The 18,580-nt window shown below is 70.6% G+C and carries 16 protein-coding genes, 1 pseudogene and 1 riboswitch; of the genes and pseudogenes, 10 read left to right on the top strand and 7 right to left on the bottom strand.

Annotated features, from left to right (window positions below; all coding sequences use genetic code 11):
- The first annotated feature begins 250 nt into the window (after positions 1–250).
- Positions 251–934, top strand: a complete 684-nt coding sequence (locus ACFU3E_RS27930) for a MerR family transcriptional regulator (protein ID WP_384163899.1) — start codon at positions 251–253, stop codon at positions 932–934.
- 134 nt (positions 935–1,068) lie between these two features.
- Positions 1,069–2,523 carry a DNA polymerase IV gene (locus ACFU3E_RS27925; protein ID WP_384163896.1) on the top strand — a complete coding sequence of 485 codons (1,455 nt, stop codon included), beginning with the start codon at positions 1,069–1,071 and terminating at the stop codon, positions 2,521–2,523.
- Here ACFU3E_RS27925 and ACFU3E_RS27920 read toward each other — a convergent pair.
- A complete protein-coding gene (locus ACFU3E_RS27920; RefSeq protein ID WP_384163893.1) occupies positions 2,442–2,816 on the bottom strand; it encodes a PRC-barrel domain-containing protein in 375 nt (124 codons plus the stop codon). The two genes, ACFU3E_RS27925 and ACFU3E_RS27920, sit on opposite strands and share 82 nt — an antisense overlap.
- A 113-nt stretch (positions 2,817–2,929) precedes the next feature.
- A riboswitch (glycine riboswitch) is annotated at positions 2,930–3,025 on the top strand.
- Between the two features lie 175 nt (positions 3,026–3,200).
- Between ACFU3E_RS27920 and gcvP the strand changes: the two genes are divergently transcribed.
- A complete protein-coding gene (gene gcvP / locus ACFU3E_RS27915; protein ID WP_384163890.1) occupies positions 3,201–6,086 on the top strand; it encodes an aminomethyl-transferring glycine dehydrogenase in 2,886 nt (961 codons plus the stop codon).
- A 48-nt stretch (positions 6,087–6,134) separates the two neighbouring features.
- Here the strand turns inward: gcvP and ACFU3E_RS27910 are convergent, their stop codons facing one another.
- Both ACFU3E_RS27910 and ACFU3E_RS27905 read right to left on the bottom strand, forming a co-directional pair.
- Positions 6,135–6,554 (bottom strand): molybdopterin-binding protein, encoded by a 420-nt coding sequence (locus ACFU3E_RS27910; protein ID WP_384163888.1) that lies wholly within the window; start codon positions 6,552–6,554, stop codon positions 6,135–6,137.
- Between the two features lie 73 nt (positions 6,555–6,627).
- Complete coding sequence (locus tag ACFU3E_RS27905; RefSeq protein WP_384163885.1) at positions 6,628–7,023, bottom strand: molybdopterin-binding protein; 396 nt, start codon at positions 7,021–7,023, stop codon at positions 6,628–6,630.
- A 139-nt stretch (positions 7,024–7,162) separates the two neighbouring features.
- Here ACFU3E_RS27905 and ACFU3E_RS27900 point away from each other — a divergent pair, with 139 nt between their 5' ends.
- Positions 7,163–7,762: a DUF1707 domain-containing protein gene (locus tag ACFU3E_RS27900; RefSeq protein ID WP_384163882.1), complete on the top strand. Its 600-nt coding sequence runs from the start codon at positions 7,163–7,165 to the stop codon at positions 7,760–7,762.
- A 4-nt stretch (positions 7,763–7,766) separates the two neighbouring features.
- On the opposite strand, the pseudogene ACFU3E_RS27895 reads toward ACFU3E_RS27900, so the two are convergent.
- A pseudogene (locus ACFU3E_RS27895) lies at positions 7,767–8,347 on the bottom strand (amino acid transporter); the annotation flags it as partial.
- Positions 8,348–8,866: 519 nt separating this feature from the next.
- On the opposite strand from ACFU3E_RS27895, the gene ACFU3E_RS27890 reads away from it, so the two are divergent.
- The 4 genes from ACFU3E_RS27890 to ACFU3E_RS27875 all read left to right on the top strand — a co-directional run bounded on the left by ACFU3E_RS27890 (position 8,867) and on the right by ACFU3E_RS27875 (position 13,110).
- The gene (locus ACFU3E_RS27890) at positions 8,867–10,159 is read left to right on the top strand and encodes an extracellular solute-binding protein (RefSeq protein ID WP_384163911.1); all 1,293 of its coding nucleotides are present in this window, start codon (positions 8,867–8,869) and stop codon (positions 10,157–10,159) included.
- A 6-nt stretch (positions 10,160–10,165) separates the two neighbouring features.
- Positions 10,166–11,164 carry a carbohydrate ABC transporter permease gene (locus ACFU3E_RS27885; protein ID WP_384163879.1) on the top strand — a complete coding sequence of 333 codons (999 nt, stop codon included), beginning with the start codon at positions 10,166–10,168 and terminating at the stop codon, positions 11,162–11,164.
- Between the two features lie 74 nt (positions 11,165–11,238).
- Positions 11,239–12,003 (top strand): carbohydrate ABC transporter permease, encoded by a 765-nt coding sequence (locus ACFU3E_RS27880; RefSeq protein ID WP_384163908.1) that lies wholly within the window; start codon positions 11,239–11,241, stop codon positions 12,001–12,003.
- Between the two features lie 57 nt (positions 12,004–12,060).
- The gene (locus tag ACFU3E_RS27875; RefSeq protein WP_384163876.1) at positions 12,061–13,110 is read left to right on the top strand and encodes an endo-1,4-beta-xylanase; all 1,050 of its coding nucleotides are present in this window, start codon (positions 12,061–12,063) and stop codon (positions 13,108–13,110) included.
- Between the two features lie 60 nt (positions 13,111–13,170).
- On the opposite strand, the gene ACFU3E_RS27870 is transcribed toward ACFU3E_RS27875, so the two are convergent.
- The 3 genes from ACFU3E_RS27870 to ACFU3E_RS27860 all read right to left on the bottom strand — a co-directional run bounded on the left by ACFU3E_RS27870 (position 13,171) and on the right by ACFU3E_RS27860 (position 15,632).
- A complete protein-coding gene (locus ACFU3E_RS27870) occupies positions 13,171–14,199 on the bottom strand; it encodes a LacI family DNA-binding transcriptional regulator (RefSeq protein WP_384163873.1) in 1,029 nt (342 codons plus the stop codon).
- A 201-nt stretch (positions 14,200–14,400) separates the two neighbouring features.
- A complete protein-coding gene (locus ACFU3E_RS27865) occupies positions 14,401–14,604 on the bottom strand; it encodes a DUF5999 family protein (protein ID WP_384163870.1) in 204 nt (67 codons plus the stop codon).
- Between the two features lie 443 nt (positions 14,605–15,047).
- Positions 15,048–15,632 (bottom strand): hypothetical protein, encoded by a 585-nt coding sequence (locus tag ACFU3E_RS27860; protein WP_384163867.1) that lies wholly within the window; start codon positions 15,630–15,632, stop codon positions 15,048–15,050.
- A 543-nt stretch (positions 15,633–16,175) separates the two neighbouring features.
- On the opposite strand from ACFU3E_RS27860, the gene ACFU3E_RS27855 reads away from it, so the two are divergent.
- Together ACFU3E_RS27855 and ACFU3E_RS27850 are read left to right on the top strand one after the other, a co-directional pair.
- A complete protein-coding gene (locus tag ACFU3E_RS27855; RefSeq protein WP_384163865.1) occupies positions 16,176–17,693 on the top strand; it encodes a glutamate-cysteine ligase family protein in 1,518 nt (505 codons plus the stop codon).
- A gap of 128 nt (positions 17,694–17,821) precedes the next feature.
- Positions 17,822–18,562, top strand: a complete 741-nt coding sequence (locus ACFU3E_RS27850; protein WP_384163863.1) for a CPBP family intramembrane glutamic endopeptidase — start codon at positions 17,822–17,824, stop codon at positions 18,560–18,562.
- Positions 18,563–18,580 lie beyond the last annotated feature (18 nt).

Raw genomic sequence — 18,580 nt, 5'->3', positions numbered from 1 at the left:
GCCCGGCGGACGTTGTGGTCCGCCGGGCCGCCCGCCGTATGTGTGACGGGTGAAATGCCCGCATGTGCCGGTGGCGTATGAGAGCGTCACACGGCTCGCGCCGAAGACATTCGGCTAGCCTTTCCCCGCGGTGGGGCACGGGAAACCACTCTCAGGGTGATTATCACTCGGCGTGGCGAGTGTGGCGATCGTTGACGCACCCCTGGTGACTGCCTACCGTCGAGAAGGCAGGTCAAGGACGGAGGTCGGCGTGAGAAGCAGCGGCGGCGGTACGGCTGGGGGCGGCCCCGAGCGCAGTCTCAGGGTGAGCGGTCCGTACCCTCCCCCCGGCTCACGGCCCCTCCCGGGCGCGGGATGCCCCCAGCCCGGTGGCGCGGCAGATCACGCTCCGCAGCGACCGACAGCGGTGCCGAGCAGCGGAGGGACGACGTCGATGGCGTCCGAGCAGATCGGCTATCGCGGCCCCACGGCCTGTGCGGCGGCCGGCATCACCTACCGGCAGTTGGACTACTGGGCGCGCACGGGGCTCGTCGAGCCGAGCGTGCGCCCCGCCTACGGGTCCGGGACGCAGCGGCTGTACAGCTTCCGGGACGTGGTCGTCCTGAAGATCGTCAAGCGGTTCCTCGACACCGGGGTCTCGCTGCAGAACATCCGCACGGCCGTCCAGCACCTCAGGGAACGCGGTTTCAGCGACCTGGAGCGTATGACGCTGATGAGCGACGGCGCGACGGTCTACGAGTGCACCTCACCCGACGAGGTCCATGCCTTGCTCCAGGGCGGTCAGGGTGTGTTCGGGATCGCCGTGGGAGTGGTGTGGCGGGACGTCGAGAGTGCACTGTCCCAGCTGCACGGTGAGCGGATCGACACCGGCGAGACCCTGGTCGGGCCCAACCCGGCGGACGAGCTGGCGCGTCGGCGGAATCGGGCCGGCTGACCCGTCGGGCAGCGCAGGGCGCCCGCGGTCGCACCAGGCGGGACGTTTCCGCGCCGGGTGGTAAGCGGTTGCTAGTGGGGCGTTCAGGGTGGCTGCGCGGGGCGTTGTCAGTGGCGTAGGGCAGCATCGGAGATGTGAGAACCGCGCCCACGATCCTGCATCTCGACATGGATGCCTTCTTCGCCTCGGTGGAGCAGGCGTCCAAGCCGAGTCTGCGGGGGAGGGCCGTGATCGTGGGCGGGCTCGGGCCGCGAGGTGTGGTGGCGACCGCGTCATACGAGGCGCGGGTCTTCGGGGTGCATTCGGCGATGCCCATGGGGCAGGCCCGGCGGCTCGCGCCGAACGCCGCCTATCTCGTGCCGCGCTTCCATTTCTACCGGTCGATCAGCGAGCGGGTGATGGAGCTGCTGCATGCGCTGTCGCCGCTGGTGGAGCCGCTGAGCCTGGATGAGGCGTTCGTGGATCTGGAGGCCGGGGGAGTGGCCTGGGACGAGCGGTCGGCGCGGCTGGCCGGGGTGAAGCTGCGCGCCGGCATCCGGGCCGTCACGGGGCTCACCGGGTCGGTGGGGCTGGCCGCTTCCAAGATGCTCGCGAAGATCGCCTCGGAGGCGGCCAAGCCGGACGGGCTGGTGGTGATCGAGCCGGGGACCGAGCGGGCGATGCTCGGGCCGATGTCGGTGCGGACGCTGCCGGGAGTGGGGCCGGCGACGGGTGACCATCTGCGACGGGCCGGGATCACCACGGTCGAGGAGATCGCCGAGGCGGGCGAGGACGAGCTGGTCCGGCTGCTGGGGAAGGCGCACGGGCACGGTCTCTACGCCATGGCCCTGGCGCGGGACGACCGGCCCGTGGTGGCGGAGCGCGAGACGAAGTCGGTGTCGGTCGAGGACACCTATGACGTCGACATCCACGACCGGACGCGGGTCGGGCTGGAGGTGCAGCGGCTCGCCGAGCGGTGCGTGCGGCGGCTGCGCGGGGCGGGGCTGTCCGGGCGGACCATCGTGCTGAAGGTGCGGCGGTACGACTTCTCGACGCTCACCCGCTCCGAGACGCTGCGCGGACCCACGGACGATCCCGCGGTGATCCGTGAGGCGGCGGCCAGACTGCTGGACTCGGTCGACACGACCGGCGGGGTGCGGCTCCTCGGGGTGGGCGTCAGCGGGCTCGCCGACTACACGCAGGAGGATCTGTTCGCGCAGGCGGCGGGGGAGCGGGCGGTCGCGGAGGGCCCGGTCGAGGAGCACGCCGAGGCGAAGGCCGAGGAGCAGCCGTCGCTCGCCGAGCGGCGGTGGCCGGCCGGGTACGACGTGCGGCACACCGAGTTCGGGCACGGATGGGTGCAGGGCAGCGGCCTGGGGCGGGTCACCGTGCGGTTCGAGACGCCCTCCTCGGAGCCAGGACGCGTGCGGACCTTCCGGGTCGACGATCCCGATCTGCAGGCGGCGGATCCGCTGCCGTTGGTGTTACGAGGGACCGAAGGGGGAAACGGAGCGCCCGGGGCGGGCTCTCAGGCCGTCTCGTCGGTGCCCGCCAGCTTGCCGAAGTCGTGGTCCGGGAGCGGGGGTGGGGCGGCGACATCGAGGCCGTAGTGGTGGTAGAGCTGCAGTTCCTGCTCGGGGGAGAGGTGGCGGCCCACGCCGAAGTCGGGTGCGTCCTTGATCAGAGAGCGGTCGAAGGGGACGTGGAGGGCGCCCTCGAGCAGTTCACTGGGCTCCAGGGGGACGAAGGCGTCCCTGCTGAACAGGCCGGTCCGTATGGCCGCCCACTCCGGTTCGCCGGTGGCGTCGTCCAGGTAGACCTCGTCGATGGTGCCGATCCTGGCCCCGTTGCGGTCGAACGCCTTGCGGCCGATCAGGTTGCGCGGATCGATATCGGTTCGCACGGGCCCTCCACATGGTCGCACCTCATCCGTAAACACTACAAAACGGTACAAGCGGGGATGCGGCCACTCGAAGGTTCGTGCGTTGACCTCGCTGGTACGCTGGCAGCGGCTGTTGACCCCGTGCGGGAGAGTCCTCCGGACGCCACCGGAGGCGCCGAAGGAGCAAATCCTCCCCGGAATCTCTCAGGCTCACGTACCGCACGGACGAGGTCACTCTGGAAAGCAGGGCGGGTGTCGACGGCTTCCGCTCTCACCGACGGTGAAAACCGGAGGCCTTCGGGCGATCCGGTGAAGCTCTCAGGTTGAGATGACAGAGGGGGAGGCCGTCCGGGTACCCGCGCCGTGGTGCCCCTCGAAGGTCGTGTCGACCAGGAGGCCTCCGTAATGACCGCCCACCGCATTCCGCTCTCCGAGCTCGAAGAGGCAGTCCCCTTCGAGCAGCGCCACATCGGCCCCGACCACGAGGCCTGCGCCAAGATGCTCGCCCAGGTCGGCTATGGCTCGCTGGACGAGCTCACGGCCGCCGCGGTCCCGGCCGTGATCAAGAGCGCCGAGGCGCTGGACCTGCCGGGCGCCCGCAGTGAGGCCGAGGTGATCGCCGAGCTGCGCTCCCTCGCCGACCGCAACCAGGTCCTCGGCTCCATGATCGGCCTCGGCTACCACGGCACGTTCACGCCGCCGGTCATCATGCGCAACGTCATGGAGAACCCGTCCTGGTACACGGCCTACACGCCGTACCAGCCGGAGATCTCGCAGGGCCGGCTGGAGGCGCTGCTCAACTTCCAGACCATGGTCGCCGACCTGACCGGACTGCCGACCTCGGGTGCCTCCCTGCTCGACGAGGGCACCGCGGCCGCCGAGGCCATGGCGCTGTCGCGGCGTCTGGGCAAGAACAAGAAGGGCCTTTTCCTGGTCGACGCGGACACGCTGCCGCAGACCATCGCCGTCATCCAGACCCGCGCCGAGCCGGCCGGCGTCGAGGTCGTCGTGGCCGACCTCGGTCAGGGCATCCCCGCCGAGATCGCCGAGCGCGAGATCAACGGTGTGCTGCTCCAGTACCCGGGCGCCTCCGGTGCCGTGCGGGACATCAAGCCGGTCATCGACCAGGCGCACCAGCTCGGGGCGCTCGTCACCGTCGCCGCCGACCTGCTGGCGCTGACGCTGCTGAAGTCGCCCGGTGAGCTCGGGGCGGACATCGCCGTCGGGACGACGCAGCGCTTCGGCGTGCCCATGGGCTTCGGCGGACCGCACGCCGGTTACATGGCGGTCCAGGACAAGATGGCGCGCAGCCTGCCCGGGCGGCTCGTCGGCGTGTCCGTGGACGCCGACGGGAACAAGGCCTACCGGCTGGCGCTGCAGACGCGTGAACAGCACATCCGCCGTGAGAAGGCCACCAGCAACATCTGCACCGCGCAGGTGCTGCTCGCCGTCATGGCCGGCATGTACGCCGTCTACCACGGTCCGGAGGGCCTGAAGGGCATCGCGCGGCGCACCCACCGGTACGCCACCGTCCTCGCCGCCGGGCTCGCGAGCGGCGGTGCCGAGGTCGTGCACGGGGCCTACTTCGACACCGTGACCGTGCGCGCCGAGGGGCGGGCCGCCGGGATCGTGGCCGCCGCGCGGGACAACGGGGTCAACCTGCGTCTCGTCGACGCCGACCATCTCTCGATCGCCTGCGACGAGACCACGACACGCGCCCAGCTGCGTGCCGTATGGGCCGCCTTCGGTGTCGAGGGCGTCGTCGAGGCGCTTGACGCCGCCACGGAGGACGGGCTTCCGCAGGCGCTGCTGCGGACCGACGAGTACCTGACGCACCCCGTCTTCCACCAGCACCGCTCCGAGACGGCCATGCTGCGTTACCTGCGCCGGCTGGCCGACCGGGACTACGCGCTCGACCGCGGCATGATCCCGCTGGGCTCCTGCACCATGAAGCTCAACGCGACCACCGAGATGGAGCCGGTCACCTGGCCCGAGTTCGGGCAGCTGCACCCCTTCGCGCCCGCCGAGCAGGCCGGGGGCTACCTCACCCTCATCCACGAGCTGGAGGACCGGCTCGCCGAGGTCACCGGCTACGACAAGGTGTCCCTCCAGCCGAACGCCGGGTCGCAGGGTGAGCTGGCCGGTCTGCTCGCCGTCCGCGGCTACCACCGGGCCAACGGGGACGCGCAGCGCACCGTGTGTCTGATCCCATCGTCCGCGCACGGCACCAACGCCGCCAGCGCGGTGATGGCGGGCATGAAGGTCGTCGTCGTGAGGACCGCCGAGGACGGCGAGATCGACGTCGAGGACCTGCGGGCGAAGATCGAGCAGCACCGGGACGAGCTCGCGGTGCTGATGATCACGTACCCGTCCACCCACGGTGTGTTCGAGGAGCACGTCGCCGAGATCTGTGCGCAGGTGCACGAGGCGGGCGGGCAGGTCTACGTCGACGGGGCCAACCTCAACGCGCTCGTCGGGCTCGCCAAGCCGGGGCACTTCGGCGGTGACGTCTCGCACCTGAACCTGCACAAGACCTTCTGCATCCCGCACGGCGGAGGCGGTCCCGGTGTCGGCCCGGTGGCGGTCCGCGAGCACCTCGCGCCCTACCTGCCGAACCATCCGCTGCAGCCCGAGGCGGGTCCGGAGACGGGTGTCGGGCCCATCTCCGCGGCGCCGTGGGGCTCCGCCGGCATCCTGCCCATCTCGTGGGCGTACGTCCGGCTGATGGGCGGCGAGGGGCTGAAGAGGGCCACGCAGGTGGCCGTGCTCAGCGCCAACTACATCGCCAAGCGGCTGGAGCCGCACTACCCGGTGCTCTACACCGGCCCCGGCGGGCTCGTCGCGCACGAGTGCATCATCGACCTGCGGCCCCTGACGAAGGCGACCGGCGTGAGCGTCGACGATGTCGCCAAGCGGCTGATCGACTACGGCTTCCACGCGCCGACCATGTCGTTCCCGGTGGCCGGGACGCTGATGATCGAGCCGACCGAGTCGGAGGATCTGGCCGAGCTGGACCGGTTCTGCGAGGCGATGATCGCCATCCGCGCGGAGATCGAGAAGGTCGGCTCCGGCGAGTGGCCCGCGGAGGACAACCCACTGCGCGGCGCCCCGCACACGGCCGGTGCGCTGGCCGGTGAGTGGGAGCACGCCTACAGCCGTGAGGACGCCGTCTTCCCGGCCGGGGTGGCGGCCGCCGACAAGTACTGGCCGCCGGTGCGCCGTATCGACCAGGCCTTCGGCGACCGGAACCTGGTGTGCTCCTGCCCGCCGCTGGACGCGTACGAGGACTGATCGGCCGACCGGTCGCAGAGGGGCTCCGCTCGTGCGGGGCCCCTCTCGTCATGCGGTGGCGAGTGACACCTCGGTCGCCTTGATCAGGGCGACGACGGGGATCCCGGGCGACAGGGCCAGGTGCTCCGCCGCGTCCCTGGTGATCGCGGCGGTCAGTTCGCCGCCCTCGACCGTGACGCGGACCGACGCCATCGCGTCGCCGGCCGCGATGTCCGTGACCGTTCCGGGGAACTGGTTGCGGATCGACAGGCCCTCGATCGGCGCGGTGGCCAGGGAGACCTCCGTCGACTTCATCAGGGCCCGCACGGCGGTGCCGGGCGCGAGAAGGAGGTCCTCCGCGGACTCACGGGTGATCGCAGCGGTGAGGTCCTGTCCGCCGGCGAGGCGGACCCTGACCGTCGCCACGGCCTCGCCCGGGGTGACGGCGGTGACGGTGCCGGGGAGCTGGTTGCGGATGCTCAGGCTCATGGGTGCACGGTAGACCGGCTGGGGCGGGGCGCCGGGTATGCCCGTGCCCGCGTCGCCCCGCGGTCACCCGGGCTCAGACGCGGTCGATGTGGACGTTGGTCGACTTCACGCGGGCCGTCGCCTCCATGCCGACCTCCAGTCCCAGTTCCTCCACCGCCTCGCGGGTGAGCAGGGAGACGAGCCGGTGCGGACCGGCCTGGATCTCGACCTGGGCGGCGACGTCGCCGAGTTTGATCGCGGTGACGATACCGGGGAAGGCGTTGCGGGCAGAGGTGTAGGGGGTGTCCTCCTCGGCGGCGCCGGACCGGGCGAGCCCGACCGAGAAGGCGGCCAGATCCCGCCCGTCGATGAGCCGTCGCCCGGTCTCGTCGCGGTGGGTCGTGATGCGGCCCGCGTCCGCCCAGCGGCGGGCGGTGTCCGGGCTCACGCCGAGCAGTCGTGCTGCCTGGCCGATCGTGTAGGACTGCATGCCGGTCACGATAGGGCCGGGGGAAGGGAACGGCGGATGCGGGCCGACAGTTGGGTATAACGCGATATAGCGTTAGTCTTCGACGGGTGGCCGGGTGGCCGGGTGGCCGGGTGCCGTGCCCGGGGATCGGGGTGCAGTGATGGCGGCGGAGATCGCGCGGACCGGTGGATCGCCCGAGGTGAGGGCGTCGCACGCCGACCGGGACCGGGCCGTGGATGTGCTGCGCGTCGCGGCGGGCGACGGGCGGCTCACCCTGGAGGAGCTCCGGGAGCGGCTCGAGGTCGCGCTGTCCGCCCGGACGGTGGGCGAGCTCGCCGTGCTGACGGAGGATCTGCCCGCCGTGGCCGTGGCCGGGGCCGAGGCCGAGGCCGAGGAGGTGGTCCGGATCCGGCAGGAGGGGGCCTCGACCCGGCGGGACGAGGGCTGGGTGGTGCCGCGGCGGCTGGAGATCCGCTCGGCGTGGGGAGAGGTGACGCTCGACTTCACCGACGCGGTGATCACACACGACACCCTGGACATCGATCTGGACCTGCGCGCCGGTTCCCTGAGGCTGATGACCTGGCCGGGTGTCGTGGTGGACACCGGCGGCCTGGTGGTGAACTACTCCGGGATCAAGGCGCGTCGGCCGGTCGAAGCACCTGTCCTGCTGCGGAAACGGATCTCGGGCGAGATCCACCACGGGCAGGTCGTGGTGCGCCCGCCGCGCAGGGGCTTCGGCCGGAGGCGCGTGACGGCCTGACTCGGCCCACGTGCACCCTGGGGCGCCGCTTCGGTCCGGCTCCGCTTCGCGCAGGACCTCGCGGGTCACCGGGGCGACCTCGCCCTGGCCGAACAGGAAGCCGCGCAGGAAGTTGGCGAACGGTCCGTCCTCGGTCCACTCGAAGCAGATGTGCGGGGCGCAGCCCGACGAGTCGCGGACGGACCACAGCAGCGCGGCCGGGGCGTTGGGGGATGGAGGGCGACTCCGGGGTCAGGACGCGGTGGCGGCCGTGCAGCACCTCGCCGCGCAGGCCAGGCCCGCCTCGGACTCGGACGGGTCGATGACCGTCACCTCGACGCAGACGAAGTCCCCCCGACCGGGTACGTCGCTGTCGTGCCGGATCTGCTCGATCCTGCCGCGGTACCCGGGGATGTCGAGCCGGTCGGGCGCGTTGGCGATGAACCGCATCCGGCGGCTGGCCATGTCCCGGACGAAACGCTCCGTCATGTCGTCCAGCCTCACGCTGGTCACGCGCAGCTCGAAGGCCCGGGCCGGCCGTGACAGCAGCGAGAGCAGGATGACGCCGGCGACGAAGCAGGCACCGATCTCCACGCCGTCCGGGCGTGCCCATGCCGGACAGGTCCTCCGGCATCCGGGCGCGCAGCCGGGTGGAACCGGCTCCGGACGGCTCGGGGTCGGGTGTTCGGTGGTGGCCATCGACGTGCTCCCGATATGCGGGCTCGGCGTGGTTCCGGCCATCACGGGACAGCGCGATCAGCGTAAGCGGAGCGTGATGCATTGGGTCGTGAACGAGGGGGCTGTACGCGACACGCTTCCGTCGAGACTGGCGGCCGGGGCGGTCGCGGGGGTGAAAACGCCAGCTGAAAGGGCCTGGGACAGCTCTGCCCGCGGGCGGAATCGTTGCCGGTGGGCGGCCCGCTGGTGGGCACCCTCTGTGACCGCACCCGAGTCGACTTCGTAACGTTCGTCCATCAAGTCGAATGTTTCGCCACCGCTGCTTGTCCCTCGGCCTGACGACAGATTCGCTGTGTACAAGGGGTTGCCACCGTTTACCCGCTGTCTCTAGGGTGCGGCAGCAGCGAAGCTTTCTGAATCCAGTTCGAAACTTTCGAGGAGCGCATGATGGGCGACCCGGCACTGTCCCGCCGCGGCTTCCTGGCGGCCTCCGCCGCGGCCGGTCTGGGGATGACGGCACTGACCGCATGCGGCGGGGACTCGGACGGAGGGTCGTCGGGGACGACCACGATCGAATGGTGGAACATCTCCACCACCGAGCCGTCCAAGACCGTCTGGGCCGCCCTCGCCCGGAAGTTCGAGGCGCAGAACCCCAAGGTCAAGATAAAGATCGTCCAGATGGAGAACGACGCCTACAAGTCGAAGATGACGGCACTGACCGCCTCCGGGAAGCTGCCCGACATCTTCCACACCTGGGGCGGCGGCGTACTGAAGCAACAGGTGGACGCCGGGCTCGTCGAGAACCTCACGGACCGGACCAAGCCGTGGGGCGACGCCCTGCTGCCGGTCGCCAGAGAGCCGTACCTGTTCGACGGCCAGGCCTACGGCATCCCGTTCGACATCGGCATGATCGGCTTCTGGTACAACAAGGCGCTCTTCAAGAAGGCCGGTATCGCCGAGCCGCCGACCACCTGGGACGGCTTCCTCGACGCCGTACGCAAGCTAGAGGCCGCCAAGGTCACCCCGCTGGCACTGGCCGGCAAGGAGAAGTGGCCCGGCATGTACTACTGGGCCTACCTGGCGATGCGCACCGCCGGCGCGGAGGCGCTCCAGAAGGCCTACGAGGACAAGGACTTCACCGGCACCCCTTTCGTCGAGGCCGGCGAGCACCTGGAGGAACTCGTCGCCCTCCAGCCGTTCCAGAAGGGGTTCCTCGGCGCCGCGTACTCCACGCCCACCGGGCAGGCAGCCGCCGTCGGCAACGGCAAGGCGGCGATGGAGCTCATGGGCCAGTGGGCGCCCACGGTGCAGGCCGACGCGGGCAAGGGTCTCGGCAAGGACCTCGGCTTCTTCCCGTTCCCCGCGGTCGAGGGCGGCAAGGGCGCCATCACCGAGGTGTTCGGCGGAGGCGGCGGGCACGCACTGCGCCGGGGCGCCCCCCAGGCGGCCGTCGACTTCCTCGAGTTCTTCGCGTCCGAGGCCACCGACCTGGAACTGGTCGAGAAGACCGGTGTACTGCCCGTGGTCGCCGCGGCCGAGAGCGCCATCGCCGACCCCAACATCAAGGCCGTTCAGGCTCAGTTGAAGGCGGCCACCGGCTTCCAGCTCTACCTCGACCAGGCGTACGCGCCCGCCGTCGGCCAGGAGGTCAACGACAGCGTCGCCGCGCTCATCGCCGGGTCCAAGTCGCCCGGGCAGGTCGCCCAGTCGATCACGAAGACCGCGAAGGAAGAGCAGTAGCCGGCGATGATCTCCACGATCCTGCCGGACAAACGGACCGGCCCCGGTGCCGGTTCCCCGCCCCCGGCCGCGGACCGGCCCAAGGGGCGAGCCCGGCGACGCGCGCTGCACTGGCTCACCGCGGCCGGCTTCCAGCTCCCCGCCCTGGTGCTGTTCACGGGGCTCGTGCTGCTGCCGATGCTGTTCGCCCTGTACGCCGCGTTCTTCCGCTGGGGCGGCTTCGGCATGCCCTCCGACTACATCGGCGGCGAGAACTTCACCCGGCTCTTCCAGGACGACGTCTTCCTCGGCGACCTGTGGCGCTGCCTGCTCCTGGTGCTGCTGTCGCTCGCCTTCCAACTGCCGTTCGCGCTCGCCATGGCCGTCCTGCTCAACCAGCGGATGCGCGGCCGGGCGGTGTACCGGATGCTGTTCTTCGCCCCGTACGTCCTGTCCGAGGCCATCACCGGAATCCTCTTCGGCATGATCTTCGCCCCGGACGACGGCTTCGCCGACCAGGTCCTCGGCAAGGTCGGACTGCAGGGACTGGGCGGGGAGTGGTTCGCGGATCCGTCCACCGTCATGGCGACCGTCTTCCTGGTCATGACCTGGAAGTACTTCGGCTTCCACATGATGCTGTACCTGGCCGGGCTCCAGGCCGTCCCCCGGGAACTGACCGAGGCGGCGCTCATCGACGGGGCCAGTGCCTGGCAGCGGTTCCGCAACGTCACCCTGCCGCTGCTCGCGCCGACCCTGCGCATCAGCGTGTTCCTGGCGGTCATCGGGTCGATCCAGCTCTTCGACCTGGTGTGGGTGACCACGGCCGGCGGCCCCGACCATCACTCCGAGACCATGGCCGTGACCATGTTCCAGTACGGCTTCAAGCGCTACCAGGTCGGCTACGCCAGCGCGATCAGCGTGGTCATGTTCGGCATCAGCCTCGTCTTCGCCCTCGCCTACCAGCGGTTCGTCCTCCGGCGCGACCTGGAAGGGGCCACCACGACCATGCGGGGTGACGGAAAGTGACAGCCAGTCAGAAGACCCGCGGGGGCAGGAAGACCTGGAGTCTGCACCTCGTCCTGACCGCCGTCGGCGCGGTCATGGCCGTTCCGCTGCTCTACGCCGCGCTCTCCGGCTTCAAGTCCACCGACGAGCTCTCCCGCAACCCGGTCGGTCTGCCCGAGTCGTGGGTGACCTCCCACTACACCCAGATCCTCGGCTCGGGGGACTTCTGGCGGCTGATCGGCAACAGCACGCTGATCGCGGTGGGCACGACCGCGCTGGTCGTCGCGGTCTCCGCCCTGTCGGCCTTCTCCTTCGCACGGTTCGCCTTCCGGGGCCGGGAGGCGCTGTTCACGCTGTTCACCATGGGGCTGATGTTCCCGTTCGCGGTGGCGGCCCTGCCGTTGTTCCTGCTGCTGCGCTCCCTGAACCTGCTGGACAACCCCCTCGGCGTGATCCTCCCGCAGGCCGCCTTCGGACTGCCGATGACGATCATCATCCTGCGGGGCTTCTTCCGGCAGATCCCCGGCGAGCTGGAGGAGGCCGCCACGCTCGACGGATGCAGCTCGTTCGGCTTCTTCTGGCGGGTGCTGCTGCCCATGGCCCGGCCCGCGCTCGGCACCGTCTCCGTGCTGGCCGTCGTCACCAGCTGGAACAACTTCTTCCTGCCGCTGCTGGTCTTCACCGACGCCCAGTGGTGGACGCTCCCGATCGGCGTCCAGCAGTTCCAGGGGCAGTACTCCGCCGAGTACGCCAAGGTCTTCGCCTACCTGGTGCTGGCCATGGTCCCCGCCCTCGCCTTCTACTCGGTCGCCGAGCGTCAGCTCGTCGGCGGCCTCACGGCCGGCGCCACCAAGGGCTGACCCGCGCCGCGAACGTACGGCTCTGTTCTCCCCGTCCCCGTCGTGAGGAGTCGCACCATGCGCAAGAACCGTCTCGGACTCGCCGCCTCCGTCACTGCGCTGCTGGTAGCCGTCGGCATCGGCGCCGGCACCCCCGCCCAGGCGGGTCACCAGCAGCCCACCCTGGCCGACCTCGCCCAGCGGCACGGCCGCTACTTCGGCAGCGCCACCGACAACCCCGAGCTCGTGGACGCACCGTACAAGGCCCTGCTCGGCAGCGAGTTCGACCAGATCACGCCCGGCAACGGCATGAAGTGGTACGCCACCGAGCCCCAGCAGGGCGTGTTCGACTTCTCCCAGGGCGACGAGATCGTGAACCTCGCCCGGGCCAAACGGCAGAAGGTGCGCGGCCACACTCTGGTCTGGCACAGCCAGCTGCCCGGGTGGCTCACGAGCAGGGAGTGGACGGCCCCGGAGCTGAGGGCCGTACTGAAGAAGCACATCCAGGCGGAGGTACGGCACTACCGGGGCAAGGTGTTCGCCTGGGACGTCGTCAACGAGGCGTTCAACGAGGACGGTACGTACCGGGAGTCGGTCTTCTACAAGACGCTCGGCCCCGGCTACATCGCCGACGCGCTGCGCTGGGCGCACCAGGCCGATCCGCGCGTCAAGCTGTACCTCAACGACTACAACATCGAGGGGATCGGCCCGAAGAGCGACGCCTACCACCGGCTGGCCAAGGAGCTGAAGGCCGCGGGCGTCCCGCTGCACGGCATCGGCCTCCAAGCCCACCTGGCCTTGCAGTACGGCTATCCGGCGACCCTGGAGGACAACCTCCGCCGTTTCTCCCGGCTCGGCCTCGACACCGCGCTCACCGAGGTCGACATACGCATGCAGCTGCCCGCGACCGAGGAGAAGCTGGCCCTGCAGGCCGAGTGGTACGCCGACCTGACGCAGGCGTGCCTGGCGGTCCGCCGGTGTGCCGGCATCACCCTGTGGGACTACACCGACAAGTACTCGTGGATCCCGGCGTTCTTCCCGGGCGAGGGCGCGGCCCTGCCGTGGGACGAGGAACTGCGGCCGAAGCCGGCGTACTTCGCGCTGCGTGAGGTGCTCGGGGGGAGATAGCGGGGGCGGGCGGCGCCCTGCCGGACAGGGGGTGATGGGGCGCCGTTCCTCGTGCCCAGGTCAGGCCGGAGGCGCGGTGCTCGCTCGTACCACCAGCTCGGTGCCCAGTTCCACGCGCGGTGAGTCCGGCCGCTCGCCGCGGGTCAGACGGAGCACCGTGCGCACGGCCAGTTTGCCCATGTCGGCCAGGGGCTGGCGGACCGTCGTCAGCGGCGGGGCCGACCAGCGGACTTCCGGAAGGTCGTCGAAGCCGACCACGCTCATGTCCTGCGGCACCCGCAGCCCGCGCCGGCGCAGCGCCTCGATCGCGCCGAGTGCCATCTGGTCGCTTGCGGCGAACACGGCGGTCGGCGGCTCGGGCAGGTCGAGCAGGGTGGCGCAGGCGGTGAAACCGGACTCGGGGCGGAAGTCGCCGGGGACGACGAGGGACGCGTCCCGGGTGATGCCGGCGCTCTCCAGGGCCGCGTGGTAGCCGTCCAGACGGGCCCGGGAGCACAGCAGGCGGGGCGGGCCGGCGATCAGGCCGATCCGGCGGTGGCCGAGGGACAGCAGGTGCTCGGTGGCCGCCAGGCCGCCCGACCAGTTGGCGGCGCCGATCGTGGGGGCGTCCAGGGCGGGGGAGCCCGCGGGGTCGACGACGACCAGGGGCACGCCGAGGATCCGCAGCTCCTCGTGCAGCGTCGGATCCAGGCCGGAGGTCACGAGGATGACGCCGTCGGATGCGCGGGCCCTCAGGTTGCGCATCCACGCGCGGGCGTCGCCGGACCGCCCGTGGACGGCCGACACCACCGTGCCGGCCCCGGCCGCGTGTGCGACCTCCTCGACCCCGCGGATGATCTCCACGGCCCAGGGGCTGTCGAGGTCGTTGAAGACCAGATCGAGCAGAGCGGCACGGGCGCCCGGGGCCGCGGGGCGCTTGCGGTAGCCGTGCCGGCGCAGCAGGTCCTCGACCCGGGCCCGGGTCTGCGGCGACACGTCGGACCGGCCGTTGACGACCCGGGACACGGTCGGTACGGATACGCCGGCCTGCCGGGCGATCTCCGTGATCGTGACCTTGCCCTCGGCCCCACGTGCTCCCACTTGCCCCACCTCCGTCGACGGGTGACCGCGAAACTTCCAGGAGTCTTCCGGAAGACGGACATCCGTGGGAAGGCGTACGAGCCGGGAACGGGACGTCGCGGGCGGTGACGGTGAGTGATGACCTGTGGACATGCATCGGGGCCGGTTCGCAGGGTGTCCCGCGGCCGGCCCCTCATCTCTGCCGGCGGGGCGTCGCCCCGCCGAACGGCCTCAGGCGGCCGTCATCACCTGGCCGACCAGCGGACGGTGCGGGGCGATGGCCCGGCCGTCCGGCAGGAGCTCACCGGTGTCCTCGAAGAGCACCACGCCGTTGCACAGCAGGCTCCATCCCTGCTCCGGGTGGTGCGCCACGAGACGGGCGGATTCCCGGTCGGCGGAGTCGGCTGAGGGGCACTGGGTCTGGTGCTGGCACATGGGTGGGATCTTTCGCTGTGTCGAGACGGACGATGAGGCTGAGTTGTCCGAGTTGGCTGAGTCGGTTGTCGTGTCTGTTCCGCGGCTAGAAGTGTCGTTCATGGCCGCCCCCCGTTGTGATAAATCGTCGGAACCCAGTGTTGCCCCACGAGCGTCAATCCGCAGGGATTTCGCGGCACCGCTTCTCACAGGTTCAGGACGCATCACCCGCGCGGACGGTTCATCCCAACTGGACTGTCCCTTCGGGTGGTTCGCACTGGCCGGATAGGGCTAGTCCGCTCGGGTCGGCAGCAAGAGGAGCTCGTACGAGCCAATAGATGCTCGTGCGAGCGATCGTGTGAGCGATAAAGCGATCGTGCGAGCGGTCGGCGGTCGACCGGACGGTAAATGAACGACCCCGCCGCCGTGAATTCGGCGACGGGGCGCGAGGGCTGCGGGGTGCTTCAGGCGGGTGAGCCGAGCAGTCTGGTGGGAGCCGCCCGGTGGGTCAGCACCGGGAGGAGTTCGGCGACGCGGTGCGGGCGGTGGGCCGCGATGCCGGGAGGCGCCGGCGCCAGCGGCACGAGGAGGTCGGTGGCTGCGGGGTGGCCGGTGGCGCCGTCCGCGGCGCAGTCCTCGTGCAGCCAGAGCGTCAGCATGTACAGGCCGGGCACCGACAGCAGGCGGGGCTGGTACGGCTGCGGCATCGTCTCGGCCTGGCGCAGGGCGCGCTCGGTCGAGGTGATGTACGGGCCTTCGAAGAAGTGGGAGAAGGCCCAGCCGTCGGGAGTCAGCATGGTCTCCGCCGCGGCCACGGCGCGGTCACCGCAGCGGATCAGGAAGCGCCACCCGGCCAGCCGGGTCGCGGACACGCCCTCGGCCGTCACGTGGTCGAGGACGTGCACGGGCAGGGGGAGCTCGGGTGTGGCGGGTCCCTGGGTGCCGAGCAGGGAGGGAGTTCGGGCTTCGCGGACCGCGGTGGGAGAGGAGAGCGCAGTCAGGACGGAACGAAGTGCGGGCGCGGGAGCCGGAGGGACATGCAGCGGCATGGTGGGTCGCCTCTCATTCAAAGGCACGGTGGCGCGAGGGCGGGGGCGGACGGCGCTGTCAGCTCACGAGGGCGGAGAGGCAGGGGCCAGGTCGTGAGAGCGAGAGGGGGTGGGGTCCGCGTCGCCTCGACGGCACGACCCATCGACCGTGGGCGCCAACCTTCTGCCTTGTTCGCGGAGTTTATACGACACGGGTTCAGACTGTGTTTCGTCTAGCCGTTTCCGGTGAGTAGAACAAGGGTACATTCGGTCGGCGATATGTGAGAATCATCCAGATTTCAGGCGGGGGTGCACCGCGATGACCTCGGCGAATGCCCGCGAACCGGTCAGCCCATTCTCGTCGGCGGTTTTCACGAGTTCCTGGGGCCCGCAACCTGTCCTGTGCGTCATGCCGAGTGAATGTGCCACCGGTCACTCGTGACCAGCGTAGCGGCCGCCGGCTCCGCCCGTGACGTTATCGATCGCTTTCGCTGGGCATCCTCCACCTGACCGGGACCCTGGCGGCGGGATCCCGGCCCGCATCATCCAAGAAGGGACGCTTCGATGGGGGAGAAGGTCGCGGCAGGCCGGTTCGACCTGTCCGATCGCCAGCGCTACCGCGACAAGCTGCGTCAGTGCCTGACGGGCTTGGAGCGACTCCTGGCGGAGAAGCGGTTCGATCGCCCCAGGAACCTCATGGGGCTGGAGATCGAGTTGAATCTCGCGGGCGCCGACGGCATGCCGAAAATGTTGAACGGGCAAGTCCTCGAACGCATCGCGAGTCGCGATTTCCAAACAGAACTCGCCATGTTCAACCTGGAGGTCAACATTCCTCCACACCGTCTGGGGGGCCGGGTATTCGACCGCCTCGCGGAGGAACTCCGTACGTCACTGGCATATGCCGACCGGAAAGCCGGCGAGGTCGACGCGGGTATTGTGATGATCGGTATTCTGCCGACTCTCGACCGTGACGACCTGGTGTCGTCGAACCTCTCCGACGTCGACCGGTACACCCTCCTCAACGATCAGATCGTGGCCGCCCGCGGCGAGGAGTTCACCCTCGACATCGACGGCGTCGAGCACCTGAGCTGCACCTCGAAGTCCATCGCACCGGAGGCCGCCTGCACCTCCGTGCAACTGCACCTGCAGGTCACCCCGGCCCGCTTCGCCGACGTGTGGAACGCGGCCCAGGCGGTCGCCGCCGCGCAGATCGCCGTCGGCGCCAACTCTCCGTTCCTGTTCGGTCGCGAGCTGTGGCGCGAGTCGCGGCCCCCGCTCTTCCAGCAGTCCACCGACACCCGCCCGCCCGAGCTCCAGGCCCAGGGGGTCCGGCCGCGCACCTGGTTCGGGGAGCGCTGGGTCACCTCGGCGTACGACCTCTTCGAGGAGAACCTGCGCTACTACCCGGCCCTGCTGCCGATCTGCGACGACGAGGACCCGCTGAAGGTGCTCGACCAGGGCGGCACGCCGTCGCTCGCCGAACTCGTCCTGCACAACGGCACGATCTACCGCTGGAACCGCCCGGTCTACGGCATCGCCGACGGCGTACCGCACCTGCGCGTGGAGAACCGCGTCCTGCCGGCCGGCCCCACAGTCGTCGACGTCATCGCCAACGCGGCCTTCTTCTACGGGGTCGTCCGGGCCCTCGCCGAGGAGTCCCGGCCGGTCTGGACCCGGCTGCCGTTCGAGGCGGCCGCCGCCAACTTCGACGCCGCGTGCAAGGACGGCATCGACGCCCGCTTCACCTGGCCCCGGCGCGGACGGTACAGCGGCACCACCCAGGTCGACGCGGTGAGCCTGATCCGCGACGAGCTGCTGCCGCTCGCCGAGGCCGGGCTGGACGCCTGGGGTGTCGAGCCGGCCGACCGCGATCTGTACCTGGGCGTGATCGAGGAGCGGTGCCGGCGCAGGGTGAACGGGGCGAGCTGGCAGGCCGCCACCTTCCACACGGCACTGGACGCCGGCCTCTCCCGGGACGACGCGCTGGCCGCCACGACGCGGCGCTACCGCGAGCTGATGCACAAGGGAGCCCCGGTGCACAGCTGGCCGGTGGGACTGCCGGAGCCGGTGCCGCTGAGTTGACGCCGCCGCAGGGGTGAGACCCCGCTGCCGCCATACTGATCCGACAGGTCGGTGAACTGGAGGCAGGTGTGCAGGCGGAGGCGAGCCCGGCGGGCGATTCCATTCCCCGGCAGGGGCTCTCGCGGCGGATGCTCCGCAACGAGACGCTGCTGGTCCTCGCGCTGTCGCTGGGCGCGAGCGGAGTGTCCGCGCTGATCAGCTTCATCGGGTCGGTCACCGAGCCGGGCGGGCTGAAGGACCAGGCGGCCACGATGAACGCCTCGGCCGCGCCCGGGCGTCCCTGGCTCGACCTGGCGTGGCAGCTCTTCGGGATCACCACGGCGCTCGTCCCCGTCGCGCTCGTCGCGCACTTCCTGCTGCGCGAGGGCGCGAGCCTGCGCACGATCGGCTTCGACCGCACCCGCCCGTGGCCCGACCTCGGCCGCGGGGCGGCGATCGCGGCGGTCATCGGCAGCACGGGCATCGCCTTCTACCTCGCGGCCCGCGGCCTCGGCTTCAACCTCACCGTGGTCCCCGAGGCGCTGCCCGGGGTGTGGTGGAAGTACCCGGTGCTGATCCTCTCGGCGATCCAGAACGCCGTGCTGGAGGAAGTGATCGTCGTCGGCTACCTGTTGCGCCGCATGGGCCAGCTGGGCTGGACCCCGGCGGCCGCGCTGGCCGGCAGCTCCGTGCTGCGCGGGTCGTACCACCTCTACCAGGGCATCGGCGGCTTCGTCGGGAACATGGTCATGGGTGTCGTCTTCGTCTACCTCTACCGCCGCTGGGGGCGCGTCGGCCCGCTCGTGGTGGCCCACTCGCTGCTCGACATCGGGGCGTTCGTCGGGTACGCGCTGCTGGAGGGCAAGGTGGGCTGGCTGCCGACCGCGTGAAGCAGGGCGGGAAGGGCG

Origin of the sequence: Streptomyces sp. NPDC057424 (assembly GCF_042803315.1) — a bacterium.
GTDB lineage: Bacteria > Actinomycetota > Actinomycetes > Streptomycetales > Streptomycetaceae > Streptomyces.
The sequence above is the reverse complement of the archived record's forward strand: the minus strand, read 5'-3'. Positions and strand labels throughout refer to the sequence as shown.

Coding starts and splice junctions, on each gene's coding strand:
- ACFU3E_RS27855 (WP_384163865.1), top strand. CDS start 16,176: ATGGGGGAGAAGGTCGCGGCAGGCCGGTTCGACCTGTCCGATCGCCAG.
- ACFU3E_RS27890 (WP_384163911.1), top strand. CDS start 8,867: ATGGGCGACCCGGCACTGTCCCGCCGCGGCTTCCTGGCGGCCTCCGCC.
- ACFU3E_RS27880 (WP_384163908.1), top strand. CDS start 11,239: ATGGCCGTTCCGCTGCTCTACGCCGCGCTCTCCGGCTTCAAGTCCACC.
- ACFU3E_RS27865 (WP_384163870.1), bottom strand. CDS start 14,604: ATGTGCCAGCACCAGACCCAGTGCCCCTCAGCCGACTCCGCCGACCGG.
- ACFU3E_RS27850 (WP_384163863.1), top strand. CDS start 17,822: ATGCTCCGCAACGAGACGCTGCTGGTCCTCGCGCTGTCGCTGGGCGCG.
- ACFU3E_RS27885 (WP_384163879.1), top strand. CDS start 10,166: ATGATCTCCACGATCCTGCCGGACAAACGGACCGGCCCCGGTGCCGGT.
- ACFU3E_RS27905 (WP_384163885.1), bottom strand. CDS start 7,023: ATGCAGTCCTACACGATCGGCCAGGCAGCACGACTGCTCGGCGTGAGC.
- ACFU3E_RS27875 (WP_384163876.1), top strand. CDS start 12,061: ATGCGCAAGAACCGTCTCGGACTCGCCGCCTCCGTCACTGCGCTGCTG.
- ACFU3E_RS27900 (WP_384163882.1), top strand. CDS start 7,163: ATGGCGGCGGAGATCGCGCGGACCGGTGGATCGCCCGAGGTGAGGGCG.
- ACFU3E_RS27860 (WP_384163867.1), bottom strand. CDS start 15,632: ATGCCGCTGCATGTCCCTCCGGCTCCCGCGCCCGCACTTCGTTCCGTC.
- ACFU3E_RS27910 (WP_384163888.1), bottom strand. CDS start 6,554: ATGAGCCTGAGCATCCGCAACCAGCTCCCCGGCACCGTCACCGCCGTC.
- gcvP (WP_384163890.1), top strand. CDS start 3,201: ATGACCGCCCACCGCATTCCGCTCTCCGAGCTCGAAGAGGCAGTCCCC.